Consider the following 14,964-nt stretch of genomic DNA (forward strand, 5'->3'; position numbering starts at 1 on the left):
AACGTGAACAAGGTCAGCGCGAGCGCCACCGCGGCGGTCGCCGACATCCCCGACGGGGCCTCGCTGGCAGTCGGCGGCTTCGGTCTGTCCGGCATCCCGGCCACCCTCATCGACGCCCTGCACGCCCAGGGCGCCACCGGCCTGAAGGTCGTCTCCAACAACTGCGGCATCGACGGCCAGGGGCTGGGCGTTCTCCTCGCCGAGGGCCGCATCAGCCGCGTGACGGGCAGCTACGTCGGGGAGAACAAGGAGTTCGCCCGTCAGTACCTCAGCGGTGAACTGGAGGTCGAGCTCGTCCCGCAGGGCACCCTCGCCGAGCGGCTGCGAGCCGGCGGCGCCGGCATCCCGGCCTTCTACACCCCGGCGGGCGTGGGCACACAGGTCGCCGACGGCGGTCTGCCCTGGCGCTACGCGGCCGACGGCAGCATCGCCGTCGCCTCCCCAGCGAAGGAGTCCCGCACCTTCGGCGGTCGCGACCACATCCTCGAACACGGCATCACCACCGACTACGCCCTCGTCCGCGCCTGGCGCGGCGACACCCACGGCAACCTGGTCTTCAACAAGGCCGCCGCCAACTTCAACCCGCTGGCCGCAATGGCCGGTCGCATCACCGTGGCTGAGGTCGAGGAGCTCGTCGAGCCCGGAGCCCTCGGCCCCGACGCGATTCACGTCCCCGGCATCTTCGTGCAGCGGGTCGTGGCCCTCACCCCTGCCCAGGCCGCCGACAAGCGCATAGAGCACCTTCGAATTTCCGCGTCTTCGACACGAGGGACCGTACTCGCATGAGCTGGACTCGCGGCCAGATGGCCGCCCGCGCCGCCGCCGAGCTGACCGACGGCAGTTATGTCAACCTCGGCATCGGCCTGCCCACCCTCGTCCCGGGCCGCCTTCCGCCGGGAGTTCACGTCGTCCTGCACTCCGAGAACGGCATCCTCGGCACCGGTCCGTACCCCCGCGAGCACGAGGTCGACCCCGACCTCATCAACGCGGGCAAGGAAACCGTCACGGTCCTCCCTGGCGCCTCCTTTTTCGACTCCGCGCTCTCCTTCGGCATGATCCGCGGCGGCCACATCGACACCGCCGTCCTCGGCGCCATGCAGGTCTCCGCCACCGGCGACCTCGCCAACTGGATGATCCCCGGCAAGATGATCAAGGGCATGGGCGGCGCGATGGACCTCGTCCACGGCGCCCAGCGCGTCATCGTCCTCATGGACCACACCGCCAAGGACGGCAGCCCCAAGATCCTCGACGAATGCACCCTGCCCCTCACCGGCAAGGCCTGCGTCCACCGCGTCATCACCGACCTCGGCGTCATGGACGTCACCGACAACGGCCTGCTCCTCGTCGAGACCGCCCCCGGCGTCACGGCCGAGGCCATCACAGCGGTCACTGCCGCGAAGCTGCACACCGCCACCTGAGGCACGCCGGCCTGGCCGCGGCGCACAGCCAGGCCGGCAACAGGTCTTCGTCGAGGAGGTGTAAGCCCATCAGATCCAGTCGCTCCCGCATTTTGCGCACGTACGCGGCCTGGTCCGAGGGGGCGAGGAGCCGCCGGGGGGGATCGCCCCCGTCGTGTCACGGTCTCGGAGAAGTAGGAGCGGCGGCCGTTCAGGGGGATGGTGTCGCTGGTGACGGGCCTTGACCCGGAATCTTGGACACGGGCTATGCGGCTTGGGCCAGGGTAGTTGATGTTGTGTCGAGTGCTGTCTCGTAGGCGATGGGGCTGCGTTGTCCGAGGTGGGAGTGACGGCGGCGGGTGTTGTAGCGGTTGAGCCAGCCGAACGCGTCGAGGCGGGCAACGCGTTCACTGGACCAGGTTTTGCGGCCCTGGAGCGTCTCGCGTTTGAACGTCGCGTTGAAGGACTCGGCGAGTGCGTTGTCCGCGCTGGAGCCGATCGCGCTCATGGACTGGCGGACGCCGGCCTGGCGGCAGGCGTCGGCGAAGATCCGGCTGGTGTACTGGGCGAGTTCAACTGGTCGGTGTGCAGGACCGCGCCGGCGAGGCTGCCGCGGGTCCGTTCGGCGGCGGCCAGGGCGTTGGTGACGAGGTCGGTGCGCATGTGGTCCGCGATCGCCCAGCCGGCGAGGCGGCGTGAGGCGAGGTCGATGACGGTGGCCAAATACAGGAACTTCCCACCCTCCAGCGGGAGATAGGTGATGTCGCCGACGTACTTCGTGTTCGGCTTGCTTGCGGTGAAGTCGCGGCCGATCAGGTCCGGGGCCTTCGCCCCGGCCGGGTCCGTGATCGTGGTGCGGTGCCTGCGACGCAGCCGCACTCCGGCCAGGCCGATGCTGCGCATCACCCGCGCGATGCGCTTGTGGTTGATTCGCTCGCCGTCGTCGCGGAGTTCGGCGGTGATCCGGGGGACGCCGTAGGTGCCGCCTGATCCGTGGTGCACGGCCCGTATCCGGGCTGCGAGGCGGGCGTCGGCCGCCTGCCGGGCGACCCGGTCCGCGGCCGTCCGGCGCCAGTAGTAGAAGCTGGAACGGGCGATGCCCAGGATGGTGCACAGCCGCTTCACGCCGTAGCGGCGGTGGTGGTCGGCAACGAACTGGAAGCGGTTCACCAGCGCGTCTCCCCGGCGAAATACTTCGCCGCCTTGCGCAGGATCTCGCGTTCTTCCTCCAGCTCGCGGACCTTCTTGCGCAGAGCGGCGTTCTCCGCCTCCAGCGGTGTTGGCGGCTCGGCGGGGGCCTCTGCCCGGCGTCCCCGCGGCCGGCTCGCGCCCGCTGCCCGAACCCAGTTCCGCAAGGTCTCGGCGTTGATTCCCAGATCGGCAGCGACCTGCCGGATCGTCGCCTCGGGCCGCGACTGGTACAGCGCGACCGCGTCCGCCTTGAACTGCGGCGGATAGTTCTTCATGACCACGAGATGTCCGTTCTCAGATCCTCAGGATCCAGTGTCTCGTGTGTCCAAGATCAAGGGTCAAGGCCCATGGGGCGGTGCCCCGGCATGAATGTCGAGCGGCGGGACTGGCTGCAGTGGCGGGGCGGACGCCGGGAGGTGCAAGAAACCGACCCTCCCGGCTCCGGGGATATCGCCCGCAGGCGCACGGTGCTATGCCGGAGAAACGCGGCACCAGGAGCCGCGTCACCGAAGGTGAGGCACCCATCGTGAGCACCAAACCCACCAGCAGCGCCACGGACCGGCCCGCGCGCACGGCGCAGCCTTCCCGGGCGTCCGCCGCGGCCAAGGCGTCCCCCGCCGCGATCAAGCCGGCTCCCGTCGACCCGCACTTCCGCATAGCGGACGCAGCAACCTTCGGGAAGATCACCTCGGACTCGCGTCATGCCGCCGCCGCCTACTTCTATCTGGAGCTTGACTGCCTGGTGCACTGCGCGGGCCTCGTCGCCGCCGACTTCTTCGCCCGCCCGCAGCTCTACACCGCCCTGGGCAGGCCGCCGCTCGCCCCCGCCCTGGCCGAGCTGGCCGCCCGCTGCGGCAGCGACGAGCGCATTCCGAACCAGGCGCAGCGCGACGCGATCTACCTGCCGCTCTTCGGCCGCACCGCGCACGTCCGGGACCACGGCAAGGGAGACTTCCCCCGCCTGCGTGACGCGCTGATCGCCGCGGCGAGCGCATACGCGGAACGGGTCTTCGACACCGGTGAGGAGATGCTGCGGGAGCGGGTGCGCACCGAGCACCGGCCGCTGCGGGACTACCTGCAGGGGCTCGCCGGGGACGCCCTGGAGTGGAGTTCACAGAGCGCCCTGGCCGGAGCGGCCCGGGACCGGGCCTATCCGATCCTGCGCAACGAGGGCGTGTGCGCGATCTTCGGTATCTCGACGCCGCCGGGCGAACGGTGGCCGTACCTCCCGGACTCCAACGGCGACAAGCTCATCGAGGAGGTCACCCGCACACTCGCACCGGCTCAGCCGCCCCTGACCCGCGAGCAGTTCAGCAACCGGCAGCGGGCGGCTGTGCGCGGCGCCGAGGCGCTCATCGCGGTGATCGACTATACCGAGGACGGCTCCGCGGAGGAGCTCGCCTCACTCATCACCCGTTGCTATACGTGGGGTTCGGCGCTGGCGAGCGTCAATTCCGGCCCACAGGGGGCCACTCCGCCACTTGCCGAGGGCTGATCCGTGGCGGGCGGCGAGCAGGATCCCGTCTTCGACTTCATGGTGGTGCGGGCGCCGGACGCGGTGGACCCGCAGGCGCTCGGTGAGGCGTACATCCACGACGAGGTGTACGTCGCACAGGGCAGCGCGGTGCGCCGCGTGGCGCGCGATCTGCACACCGAGGACAGCAGCTCCGAGATCGGCAAGCTCGTCCACCGCAAAGTGTTGTGCGAGCAGCCGGGCGAGAGCACCGAGGAAAAACAGATCGCGGTCCTGCTCGATGAGTCACTCAAGCTGGCCGTCCCCTGCGCAGGGCCCTGCGAGAAGGGCGGCATGTCGACGAACGGGCCGATGCGGCATCCGCTGCCCCTGGAGCGGCTCGACGCGTTCACGTACGTCGTGCGCGACTCGACCTACTACCTCCTGCCGGACCGGCCCGAGCTGCTCTTCGGCGTACCGCTGATCCCCGAACTCCCACGCATCATCGACCTGTTGGACGCCCAGGATGCGCTCGTCCGCGCGCCCGACGCGATCCCCGCCCTCGTTGCCCGCCTGGAAACGCTCCTCGGCGCCCCGCTGACCCGCGTCGTGTTCACCGCGGACTGCGGGCACTCGGCCGACTTCGCCCGGGCGAAGCGGGAGCTGTTCGACGCTCTGTATCTGCTGTACATCTGGCGCCGCGCGCTCGACGTCGACCTGGAACCGCTGATCGACGGCCTGCGCGCGCTGCACGTCCTCGAAGCCCTCGCCATCGACGCGATCGTCGCCCGCATCCGCACACAGGGGACGCCGACCGCGGGCGAGCGCGCCCTGCTCGGCTGCCTCGCCGAGCGCTGCCCCGGCCTGCGCGGCTGGCAGTTCAAGGGCTCGCCGCCCTGCTTCCCGCTGATCGCGGATTCGAAGTCCCTTGCCAGGTGGCGGCTCGCAGACCCGGTGATCCACTGCCTCTTCGCTCGCCTCTTCCGCTACCTGGTCCCCTTCAACCCCATCCGGCCCATCGGCATCGGCGACCTCAAGGTCGTACGGCAGTGGCTCGTCGCGTACCGGCCGGGCGAGATCTCGCACATCCACAACATCCTCAAGGGCGAGACGAAAACCCGCGAGCACAAGCGCACCGAGCACGCCGAGGACACCTTCTCCTTCTCGGCCACCGACAGCCAGGAGAACACCCGCGACGTCCAGTCCACCCAGCGCTTCGAGGTGAAGAACGAGGCCGAGGCCGTTGTGAAGTCCACCCTCGGGGTGACGGCGAACGCGACCGTGACCTACACCAGCACGCCCGTGGTGGCCTCGCTCACTGCGGGGTTCTCCTACAACCGCGCCTCGGACGACACCAAGAAGACCGCCCAGAACTTCGCCCGTGACGTCATCGACAAGGCCGTCAGCAGGGTCACCGAACAGACCTCGACCCAGCGCTCGACGACCCATCGCCTGGAGACCGAGGAGACAAACCTGCAGCAGTTCACCAACGTCAAGGGCCCGGCGCATGTATCGGGCATGTACCGCTGGGTCGACAAGGTCTACAAGGCGCAGATCTTCAACTACGGCAAGCGCACCATGTTCGAGTTCCTGATCCCGCAGCCCGCCGCGTACTGGGTGCAGACCCGGCTGAGGAACGCCGAGAAGGGCCTCACCGTCCCGCAGCCGCCGGCGCTCCCGGTGTACGACGAGCCCGTGTTCCCCTACGAGCAGGACGCGATCGACGCGGCCACGTACCAGAAGCTGCGCGTCGACTACGACCTGGAGCAGCTGCCGGTGCCGGTCGAGGAGAAGGTGGTGGCGTTGCGCCAACTCGGCACGAACGCCCGCTACTTCAAGGAGAAAGACCTGGACGAGCGGGACGGCACCCGGGTCTTCGAGTGCCATGGCGATGGCATCGCCGGGTACCGGGCCGAACACGTCGACTTCCTCGGTGTCGCCTGCCTCCACCACAAGGAGGCCACCAACCGGTTCACCCTGGAGATCGCCGACCGCATGGTCTGGGACCAGACCCATCCCCTCCAAAAAGACTGGGTCTTCACTTCGCCCGAGCCACCACCGGAGGACCTGGTCCTGCCCGCTGACGACACCACCGTACGACTGACTTTCTGGGGAGAGATCTGGTGGTACGAGTTCTCGACGGTGCTGCATCTGCGGCTGACCCCCGAGCGGCGCGCCGAGTGGCAGGCCGCCGTGTACGCCGTGGTGAAGAAGGCCGAGCTGAAGAAGACCGCCGCGGTCAACGAGGCACGCACGGCGGAGTACGAGCGCAGGCTCTCTCAATACCGGGACGAGATAGCCCAGTTGAGGGCGACGAGCGTCGCCGACGCGCTCGCGGGTTCCTCGGACGCCGCGGACAAGGCGGTCATGGACGAGGAGATCAAGAAGCACTGTCTGACCCTGATCACCAAGGAGTTCGACAGCGACGCCGGGGACGACGTACTGCCCCTGACCGACGCCCTCGCCACCCGCAAGCTGAAGCCGGTCACGACGCGCTTCGAGGTGGACGAGACGATGGACCCCAAGGCGAAGGTGCCGGTGCCGCCCACGACGGCCGGTTACAAGACGGAGCCGGACGAGAAGGAGAGCGACTGGCCGGCGATCGATCTGAAGGTGGCCAGGGCCAAGGGGAAGCTTGTCCAGTTCCTCGAACAGGCATTTGAGTGGCAGCACTTGTCGTATCTCTTCTATCCGTACTACTGGGCGGAGCAGCCGGACTGGCTGGAGCTGATGGACCGCCAGGACGACGCCGATCCCGCGTTCACGGCGTTCTTGCGGGCGGGAATGGCGCGCGTCCTTGTCGCCGTGACCCCGGGCTACCGCCAGGCCGTCTGCTACTACCTGGCGAACCGTGCGCCCTGGTCCGGCGGGCGCACCCCGGTGATCGGCGACGACCTGTTCGTATCGCTTCACGAGGAGATGCGGGAGCAGACGGACGACCGACTCGGCGGCAAGGCCGAGGGCGAGCCGTGGACGTTCGTCGTGCCGACGACACTGGTGTATCTGCACGACAGCGGCGACAAGCTGCCGGACCTGGCGGCCGAGCGCGCCCTGCGCGAGGGCGAGTCATGAGTGTCGTCATCGCACTCGATCCGGGGGTGCCGACGGGTACGACGCCCCTGGAGGGCCCCAGGCCCGATCCGCGCTCCCCCGCCTTCCGGGACCTGGAGGAGAAGACGGTCGCGAGGTTCCGCGTCCTGGCCCGCGAGTACGGCACCGCGCGCCGCCGCAGGAGCGCCGTCGTCGTGCCCGGACATCCCGAACTCGTCCTTGACGGCAGCCTGCTGGGTCGCATGGTCCTGTCGTACAGCACACAGGGCTGGTCCGGTATCGAGCAGGCCCGCGATGCGCTGCTCGCCCTGCAGAGGGGCGGCAAGACGGAGATCGAGGACGGGCTGTTCTTCGCCGCGGTCCGCGATCTGCTCTCGCACCTGATCGGCCGCACCCTCGTCGACCTGGAGGCCAGAGCGGCGCAGCTGGCGACCGACGCCCTCAAGTCCAGCAGTGAGCAGCTGGAGAAAGGAAGCAAGCAACTGGGCCTGAAGACCCAGCAGATCGGGCGGTTCCCCGCCCCGGTCGACGACGAGCCCGACACCAGCGAGCCAGTCCACCGGCACACCCTGGAGAATCACGAACTCTGCGGCCGGCTGCACACCCAGCTCCTGGCCGTGGCCAAGGAGTTCGTGGCTGTCGCGGCCTTTAAGCGGCATCTGGCCGTCGTACCGAAGCCCGGCAGCCAGGACGAGAAGGACCTCAAGGAGAGCATCGAAAGCTACGCCAAGCGGGCCGGGACGGCCCTGCAGGCGGCGGTGTTCACCAAGGAGTGCCCGATCGGGCTGCTCGGCGTGCGGCTGGTCGACCTGGACACGACGCAGGAGCAGTTCGAGGGCAGGCTCGCCCAGGTGCTTCAGCTCCTGACGGAGTCGGTCACCGACGTCCGCAAGACCGCCCTGGGCGAACGCGCCCCCGGTGTCGTCGGCCCCTCGGCGACCCGACTGCCCGAAGGACGGGTCCATCTCGCCGACTTCAGACCCTCACTCGAAGTGCGGCTGCTCACCAAGGCCGCCGAGGGCATAGAGAACGACCGGGCCTGGCTGCCGCTCCTGCACGAGGAGACCTGGGACCGGATGCTCGCCGAACCGGGCCTGGTCCAGGGTGGTTTCGGCTATGCGGTGGCCGGCCACTACCGGCTTGCCCTCCTGGAGCGGAAGAAGGCCGACGAGGCTCGGGCTGCGGAGAAGAGCGCGATCTGGCGGTGGGTGGAGATCATCGCGGCGGGGCTCTCGATCGCCGCTCTGATCCTGTTCCCCTGGGGCGCCGTCCCGCTGCTCACCGTCGCCCTGGAGACGGGCGCCGCGGCCGCGGCCCTGGTGGTCGCCACACACCAGATCGTGGAGCTGTACACCCAGGTCCAGCTGGCGAAACGGCTGGTGGTCGCCGGCCTGATGGTGGGCGGTTCCGCAGCGCAGGGCGCCGAAGTGCTCGCCGGGCTCGGCGCGCTCGCCCAGTTCCGGCTGACGGTGTACGGCGAGGCCCTCAAGGACATCGGTCTCGTCGCCCTCGGCGAACTGATCGGGACGCGGCTCGCGGCGGCGCGTCATGCCGTGCGCGGCTACGGCTACGTGCAGGACATCAAGACCCTGCTCGGACCGGCGCGGTGAACGCCACGGTCCCCAAGGTCGCACCCGCCCTGGACACCGCGGCCGACGCCCTCGACCACGCCCTCGCGGCCAAGCAGAAGCTCGTCGCCGACCTCGGTCTGCCGCTGCCGCCGCCCCCGAAGCCCGTGGTGCTTCCGCATCCGCACGAGGCGCTGCGCGACCTGATCTCCCTGGTCGAGGATGCCTCGCACGACCTGCAGGAACTCATCAGTGCCCGCAGCACTATGGAGGCGATCCTCAAGGACCTGAACATCGACCCGAAGATCTTCGGGCGCTCCACCCATGCGGAGGTCGTCACGCTCATGGAGCGCTGGGCGCGCGACGCCGCCTCCCGGGTCGCCGACTTCACCAGCGCCCAGCTGGCGTCCGCGGGCCGCAAGCAGGCGTTCGTCGGGTATCTCGTGCAGCATCTGCTGCTGACCCACCCCGAAATCAGCCCGGCCCTTGACGCGGCAGCGGCGTGCGGCGCCTGGGCCGTACTCAAAAGCCTCGAGGAAGGCACCGCGCTCCTGAAGAACGCCGACGGGGTGGAGGTCAAGCTGTCGCTCAGCACGCTGGAGGCGCCGCGCCGGGCGGAGAGCGTCGAGTTCCTGACCGACAAGGGGTGGAAGCAGGCCACCGATGCGATCTGGTACTGCACGATCAAGGACGAGGCGGATCCCGGAGTGACCCATGGTCACTACTGGTCGCAGCGCCTGGAGCTGAAGAAGGGCCATGTGGACACCGAGCAGCTGCGCACGTTCGAGTCGCGGGCCGCGAAGGCCCTCTCCATCCGCTGGGTGGACAGCCTCACCGGCAAGCTGATCGAGGTGAAACGCACCGAGCTCTTCGTCAAAGCGGACGAACACGCCCGCACCCTGATGGTCGGCCGCCTGCCCGAGCGCTTCGGCAACCACCTGATCGACCTCGCCCGTACCCGCTCGCATGGCGAGTACATCCTCTACAATGGCCGGCTCAACCTGCCGGAGGTCGCCCGGCTCTACGACATCCTCAAGTAGTCCGAGAGCTCCTCCGGCGTACGCGGGACGTCTGCCCCGTTCAACAGGACGCGCGTGCGCAGCAGTTCGGCAACCGCGACCCGGCGTCGAATCCGCCGTGGCCGCCGCCACTGCCTGGCCCGACACGCCGACGAGCAGCACACCGCCCGCGGCGCGGCACCCCGCTCCAGCAGGGAGTCACACACTGGACAACACCGCTGAAACGGCAGCCCGACGGACCCGGACACAGGTTCTGAGTGGAACTCCGGCCCGCCGCTACGGGGGAGAGCGGAGTGCAGGCGGAGTGCAGGCGCCAGAACCCGTTCGAACCACCTCACCGACCGGCGAGGGCCGGTGAGCTCGTTACACGGGAATTAGGACGTTGACGAGTCGGTTCCCCCTTCTGCCTTGCGGGCGGGAGGGGCCATTTTCCCACGGCCGGATACTCTGCGGCGATGATTCGTGCAGTGGTCTTCGACGTCGGTGAATGCCTAGTTGACGAGACGCGGGAGTACGGCACTTGGGCTGACTGGCTCGGTGTCCCCCGCCACACATTCGCCGCAATGTTCGGCGCGGTCATCGCGCAGGGACGCGACTACCGCGAAACCTTCCAGGGACTGCGCACCGACGCGTCGACATCAGCGTATGCCCAGATGCTCTGCACCCTGGCCTACACTGCCGCCCGGGGCGGCCACCGCACTGAGGCCCTGGCGATGACCGTGGAAGCCCGCCGCGCCGCCGCCCGTCTGCCTGAGACCGCCCCGGCGGGCCGTCTGTTCCCCATCAGCCCGGCCGCCGTCGACTTGTATGCGGTCGGCGTGCACTGGGCACTCGGAGATGCCGGCGCAGCCCTGGAAGCGGGGAAGGACCTGCGCCCCGCACAGTTCCCGACTGCCGAGCGCAAGGCACGGCTGGGCACCGACATGGCGCGAGCGTGGTGAGCATGGCAACGGCCCGAGCAGACCGCCCAAGCACTTCTCGCGGCGCACCGGGCCAGTCCCGCAGAAGTCCGGGATCGGCCCGCGATCCGCAGCATCGTCTACGAACTGGCAGAGAGGCACCCCCGCACGACGGGCGTCCGCGAGCTGCACGCCGCGGTTCACCAGCAGGCCAGCTGACGCGTGTTGCGTACTCATGGATTGTGGTCTCGTACGAGCCTGACCAACAACTCCGTGTCCTGGAGGTCTGCCAGTACCACCTCCGCGCTGGCCTGCCGCAAGGCTGCTTGGTCACTGCGACCGGATGCAACCGCGATGACACGTACGGCGTTCGCATGTGCCCCGTCCACGTCGGCAGGAGTATCGCCGATCAGTACAGCTTCCGTGGCGGACGCGTTAGCACGTTGGAGGGACAGACGCACCAGGTCGGCGCGGACATCGCTCTCCTCCCCGTAGGCGCCGAGATCCCAGACGATGTGCCGATCAAGCCCGAATACCTGGAGTTTGATCTCGGCGACAGGGCGGATGTTGCCGGAGACCACCGTCTGTTCGACGCCGAACGCGGCGAGCGCGTCAAGAGCAGCAGCCGCACCTGGCAGCGCGTGGCCGCACTCGCGCAGGTTGGCAGCCCGCTTCAGGTGTTCCTCAGTCAACGCGTCGGCGGAGCGCTCGAAGTCCGTACGATCCGTGGTCAGCCCATGGAGCTTCGCGGTCTCACGGAAGATCACGGCCTCCGTGATGCCGTCGATCTTCGCCTGCTCACGCAGGGGCAGACCCCTGGTTTTCTGGAACGCCGCAGCCGACATCTCACGGCCCACACCTCGTGTATCGATCAAGGTGTGGTCGATGTCCCAAAGGACCAGTCGTGCCATGGCGCCCCTCAACTCCCCATCCGCCACTGACTGACAAGGTGTCACACGACAGTGCGCAGACCGTGCGCGGCCTGCTCCAACCGCTCTATGCTGACCAGGCTGGCTGTCATGTCTCCTTCCTAACAGAGCAGCTCCCTTCTGCCTTTCGGGCGGAAGGGGCCATTTTTCACAGCCGCATACTCTGCGGCCATGATTCGTGTAATGGTCTTCGATGTCGGGGAGACGATCACCCGGGACGACCGATACTGGGCTGCCTGGGCCGACTGGCTCAGCTTCCCTAGGCACACCCTCTCAGCGCTCGTCGGTGCCGTCGTCGCACGTGGCGACGACAATGCCGAAGCCCTCCGGCTCATCCGCCCGGGCATCGACATCCCCGCCGAATACGCCGCCAGGGAGGCTGCAGGCCACGGCGAGAGTCTGGACGAGAGCGATCTGTACGAGGACGTCCGCCCTGCGTTCACCATGCTCCGCGACCACGGAGTGCGGATCATCGTCGCCGGGAACCAGACGGCCCGCGCCGGTGAACTGCTTCGGGGAATCGACCTGCCCGCCGACCTAATCACCACCTCGGAGGAACTCGGGGTAGCCAAGCCCTCTCCAGACTTCTTTCGTCGCGTATTGGCCGCAGCAGCGGCTGAGCCCGAGACCACCCTGTACGTCGGCGACCATCCAGCCCACGACATTACCCCCGCACAGGCCGCCGGGCTCCGAGCCGCGCACCTTCGCCGCGGCCCGTGGGGACACCTGTGGGCCCATAGCGCGCAGGCGGACGTTGCGGACTACCGCATCGACAGTCTCCTCGACCTCGTCGGCGTCGTCTCTGCCTGAACCCCCGATTCGGGGGCGCAACTGCCGCTGACTTGGCCGGTATGACTGCACGCACGGTGGGGGATCAAGTCGCCTACTACCGGAGTGTGGCCCGCTCACCGATGACGCAGCAGCAGCTCGCCGATGCGACGAATCTGTCTCTCGGAGCGGTCCGCAAGATCGAGCAGGGCGAACGTCGCCCCAGCCCTGGGACCTTGGAGGCGATAGCGGATGCGTTCAGGATCGATCCCAACCAGCTGCTGACCGATCGAGGTTCCGCCCAAACCAGGGTCCATGCCGCGCTACCTGCTCTGTCGGCGGTACTTTCCGCCTACGACCTCCCTGACGACGGCCCCGTCCGTCCGATGTCCGCACTGCGCGCATCCGTTGAGAAGGCCGCGGACTGGAAGCTTGCCGCGCAGTACACCCCTATCGCCCGGGCGCGGCCGAGCCTGCTGTCGGAACTGCTGCGCGGCTACCACTCAGCAGGCGGCGACGACCGCCGGGACCTGGCCGGCCTGCTGGTAAGCGCCGCCCGCTCAGCGGATGCGGCAGCGTACAAGATCGGCGCCCGCGTCCTGTCTGCCCGAATGATCGACCTGATGCGGTGGGTCATTCCCGAGGCTCAGGATCCGGTGCTGGAGTCGAGCGTCGCCTATGTACGGACGGAGACCTTTTCGCCGCCGTCACCCACGCCGCCGGGCTGCGTGCTCTGGAAGCGGCTATCGACCGATCGCCGGTCCCCGACTGCGCTCCTGCGGCTGCTGCCCGCGGCGCCTTGCGCATGCGCGCTGCGGTCATTGCTGGCTGAGTAGGTAATGGTGCTGCCGCGAAGCTGCACCTGGCGGAGGCACAGTCGCTCGGGGATGGGGTGGGCGAGGATGTGTACTGCGGAATGGCCTTGGGCCCGGACTCTGTGCGCATCCATGAAGTGTCGGTCGCCGTGTGAGTCTTGGCAGTGATCGCACTGGTCGCGCCTTGGATGTCGCACACGAGTGGAAACCTCCACACAAGCTTCCAGCCGAGCGCCGGTCCGGGTTCTACATCGAGATGGCCCGTGCGCAGCTGTGGGCCGGGCAGGCCGACGCAGCTTTCGAGGCTCTGAAGGTCGCTCGCAAGATCGCGCCGCAGCACACTCGGCAGCATCCGTGGGTCCGTCAGGACGCTGGGACGCTTCGTCGATTGCGGATGGCCGGTGGTTGCGTCCCACAACTGGAGGAGGTAGGCCATGCGGTCCATGGTGGGCGGTTGGTTGCGGTCTCCGGTATAGCCGGTGAGCTCATCGTCGTCGTGATTCATGCCGCCACCATCACGGCTCTTCGTCGCGCGTATGTCGCACCTTCGTGGCGCCGCCTCCGACGGCCCCTGAGCTTCTACGCCGCTTCGACGATCTCGACCCGCTCGGCCGCGACCGCCAACGTCCACTCCGCGACCAGCCGTTCGTACTCGGCCCGGTCCTCCCCGTACAGCCGACCACCGGAGCGCTGGAACAGTGCACGGATCAGCTCGTTGACCACGTCAGCAGACCGTACGGAACCAGGACGGTCAGAGTCGGGGGACAGAGGACAAGGCTACGGGGCGGCACCGACAATCCGCTCCGCCGCAACGAGCGCCAGGTGCCACGGGTACTGCTTGGGTTTGCCCTGGCCCGGCTGGTTCGGCACGAAACCGCCCTCGCCGTACAGCACTTCGACACCCATCGCCCGCAACTCGGCGACGCTCCGCTCGAACTGCCGGTGCTGCACGTAGGCCGCGTTCACACACGGCATCGTCACGATCGGGATCCCCTTGCCGAGGCCCTCGGCGACCACCCCCACCACGAAGTCGTGAGTCAGCCCCAGCGCCCACGAGTTGACTGTGTTGAAGGTGGCTGGCGCGACGACGATCGCATCGGCCTTCGGCCATACGTCCGGTTCGCCGGGCGACTTGTACTCGGATCGCACCGGGTGCCCGGTCAGCGCCTCCAGGTCCCCGAGTTGGTCGCCGAGCCAGCGCGCGGCGGTGGGGGTGAGGCCGAGACACACATCGAAGCCGCGGCCCTGAGCGTTCTCGATCACCGCGGCCACGTCGACGACAGGCGGAGCGGCAGAGCCGAAGAGGTAGAGCACGGGCGAGGGAGTCGTCATGGTCTTATCTGATCACATGCAACCGCCCCCGTTCCGGGTGGAGACGGGGACGGACGCCTGACTCGCAGCTCGGTGCGCGAGTACCGTTCCAAGTGGCTGCTTAAAACGGCGACCTGTATGCCCAACCTGGACGACGACCACACGGGTGCCCGCATTAGGGAACAGCGGAGATTGGCCAGGCTGACCTTGCGGGGGCTCGCTGGCCGCATCCCGTACTCCTACAGCTACCTCACGCAGGTCGAATGCGGCGCCCATCAGCGCATCGTCGGCTTCACCAGCGGCTTGGAGCGCGAACAGCAGAGTATGTCCGGCACGGTCCGCATCGCGTATGTCGAAGAACTCAATGCGAGCCGCGAGCAGGTAGGACTCTGCGAGTGCTGCGGTAACGGCCCGCCGGGTCTGGCCGGCGGTCTCCGTGAGTAAGGCACAGCCGAGAGAACCGTGCGCCTGCGCGGCAGGGTGCAAAGCCTGGCCTACGACCGTGAACTCGAGAGCGCAGCTAGGGGTCCCGCGAACTGGGTTGGGACCGACGACTCCTCATC

11 protein-coding genes and 5 pseudogenes are annotated in these 14,964 nt (G+C 68.4%); 11 read left to right on the forward strand and 5 right to left on the reverse strand.

The annotated features are described in order from the left end of the window. Positions 1-3 precede the first annotated feature (3 nt). Positions 4-786, forward strand: coding sequence for a CoA transferase subunit A (locus M2283_RS43885; protein WP_280882192.1), 783 nt, complete (start codon positions 4-6; stop codon positions 784-786). Beyond that, positions 783-1,418, forward strand: a complete 636-nt coding sequence (locus M2283_RS43890; protein ID WP_280882193.1) for a CoA transferase subunit B — start codon at positions 783-785, stop codon at positions 1,416-1,418. Before M2283_RS43885 ends, M2283_RS43890 begins: the two co-directional genes overlap by 4 nt. Before the next feature lie 244 nt (positions 1,419-1,662). Here M2283_RS43890 and M2283_RS43895 read toward each other — a convergent pair. Then, positions 1,663-2,869, reverse strand: a pseudogene (locus M2283_RS43895) (IS3 family transposase). 245 nt (positions 2,870-3,114) lie between these two features. Between M2283_RS43895 and M2283_RS43900 the strand changes: the two are divergent. The 6 genes and pseudogenes from M2283_RS43900 to M2283_RS43925 all read left to right on the forward strand — a co-directional run. Continuing rightward, positions 3,115-4,083, forward strand: coding sequence for a hypothetical protein (locus M2283_RS43900; protein ID WP_280882194.1), 969 nt, complete (start codon positions 3,115-3,117; stop codon positions 4,081-4,083). Positions 4,084-4,086: 3 nt separating this feature from the next. Continuing rightward, positions 4,087-7,113 carry a hypothetical protein gene (locus M2283_RS43905; protein ID WP_280882195.1) on the forward strand — a complete coding sequence of 1,009 codons (3,027 nt, stop codon included), beginning with the start codon at positions 4,087-4,089 and terminating at the stop codon, positions 7,111-7,113. Then, positions 7,110-8,702 carry a hypothetical protein gene (locus tag M2283_RS43910; protein WP_280882196.1) on the forward strand — a complete coding sequence of 531 codons (1,593 nt, stop codon included), beginning with the start codon at positions 7,110-7,112 and terminating at the stop codon, positions 8,700-8,702. Before M2283_RS43905 ends, M2283_RS43910 begins: the two co-directional genes overlap by 4 nt. Beyond that, positions 8,699-9,700: a hypothetical protein gene (locus tag M2283_RS43915; RefSeq protein ID WP_280882197.1), complete on the forward strand. Its 1,002-nt coding sequence runs from the start codon at positions 8,699-8,701 to the stop codon at positions 9,698-9,700. The genes M2283_RS43910 and M2283_RS43915 overlap by 4 nt, the downstream gene beginning before the upstream one ends. Before the next feature lie 434 nt (positions 9,701-10,134). Then, positions 10,135-10,302: pseudogene (locus M2283_RS43920) on the forward strand (haloacid dehalogenase); the annotation flags it as partial. After that, positions 10,294-10,797: pseudogene (locus tag M2283_RS43925) on the forward strand (transcriptional regulator); the annotation flags it as partial. The pseudogenes M2283_RS43920 and M2283_RS43925, both read left to right, overlap by 9 nt. A gap of 14 nt (positions 10,798-10,811) precedes the next feature. Here M2283_RS43925 and M2283_RS43930 read toward each other — a convergent pair. After that, positions 10,812-11,489: an HAD family hydrolase gene (locus tag M2283_RS43930; protein ID WP_280882198.1), complete on the reverse strand. Its 678-nt coding sequence runs from the start codon at positions 11,487-11,489 to the stop codon at positions 10,812-10,814. Between the two features lie 189 nt (positions 11,490-11,678). On the opposite strand from M2283_RS43930, the gene M2283_RS43935 reads away from it, so the two are divergent. Together M2283_RS43935 and M2283_RS43940 are read left to right on the forward strand one after the other, a co-directional pair. After that, positions 11,679-12,317, forward strand: a complete 639-nt coding sequence (locus M2283_RS43935) for an HAD family hydrolase (protein WP_280882199.1) — start codon at positions 11,679-11,681, stop codon at positions 12,315-12,317. A gap of 41 nt (positions 12,318-12,358) precedes the next feature. Beyond that, positions 12,359-13,111 (forward strand): helix-turn-helix domain-containing protein, encoded by a 753-nt coding sequence (locus tag M2283_RS43940; protein WP_348538966.1) that lies wholly within the window; start codon positions 12,359-12,361, stop codon positions 13,109-13,111. Positions 13,112-13,669: 558 nt separating this feature from the next. On the opposite strand, the gene M2283_RS43945 is transcribed toward M2283_RS43940, so the two are convergent. Together M2283_RS43945 and M2283_RS43950 are read right to left on the reverse strand one after the other, a co-directional pair. Next, positions 13,670-13,813, reverse strand: coding sequence for a hypothetical protein (locus tag M2283_RS43945; protein ID WP_348538967.1), 144 nt, complete (start codon positions 13,811-13,813; stop codon positions 13,670-13,672). A 54-nt stretch (positions 13,814-13,867) separates the two neighbouring features. Continuing rightward, positions 13,868-14,422 carry a flavoprotein gene (locus M2283_RS43950; RefSeq protein ID WP_280882200.1) on the reverse strand — a complete coding sequence of 185 codons (555 nt, stop codon included), beginning with the start codon at positions 14,420-14,422 and terminating at the stop codon, positions 13,868-13,870. A gap of 117 nt (positions 14,423-14,539) precedes the next feature. On the opposite strand from M2283_RS43950, the pseudogene M2283_RS43955 reads away from it, so the two are divergent. After that, positions 14,540-14,675: pseudogene (locus M2283_RS43955) on the forward strand (transcriptional regulator); the annotation flags it as partial. Here M2283_RS43955 and M2283_RS43960 read toward each other — a convergent pair. Next, positions 14,618-14,896 (reverse strand): annotated as a pseudogene (locus tag M2283_RS43960) (transcriptional regulator); the annotation flags it as partial. The pseudogenes M2283_RS43955 and M2283_RS43960 overlap by 58 nt on opposite strands. Positions 14,897-14,964 lie beyond the last annotated feature (68 nt).

Source organism: Streptomyces pseudovenezuelae, assembly GCF_029892565.1.
Lineage (GTDB): Bacteria > Actinomycetota > Actinomycetes > Streptomycetales > Streptomycetaceae > Streptomyces > Streptomyces pseudovenezuelae_A.

Bases quoted from the DNA above. Each gene is read 5' to 3' on its own strand.
- M2283_RS43890 (WP_280882193.1), top strand. From the start codon at position 783: ATGAGCTGGACTCGCGGCCAGATGGCCGCCCGCGCCGCCGCCGAGCTG.
- M2283_RS43910 (WP_280882196.1), top strand. From the start codon at position 7,110: ATGAGTGTCGTCATCGCACTCGATCCGGGGGTGCCGACGGGTACGACG.
- M2283_RS43930 (WP_280882198.1), bottom strand. From the start codon at position 11,489: ATGGCACGACTGGTCCTTTGGGACATCGACCACACCTTGATCGATACA.
- M2283_RS43935 (WP_280882199.1), top strand. From the start codon at position 11,679: ATGATTCGTGTAATGGTCTTCGATGTCGGGGAGACGATCACCCGGGAC.
- M2283_RS43940 (WP_348538966.1), top strand. From the start codon at position 12,359: ATGACTGCACGCACGGTGGGGGATCAAGTCGCCTACTACCGGAGTGTG.
- M2283_RS43950 (WP_280882200.1), bottom strand. From the start codon at position 14,422: ATGACGACTCCCTCGCCCGTGCTCTACCTCTTCGGCTCTGCCGCTCCG.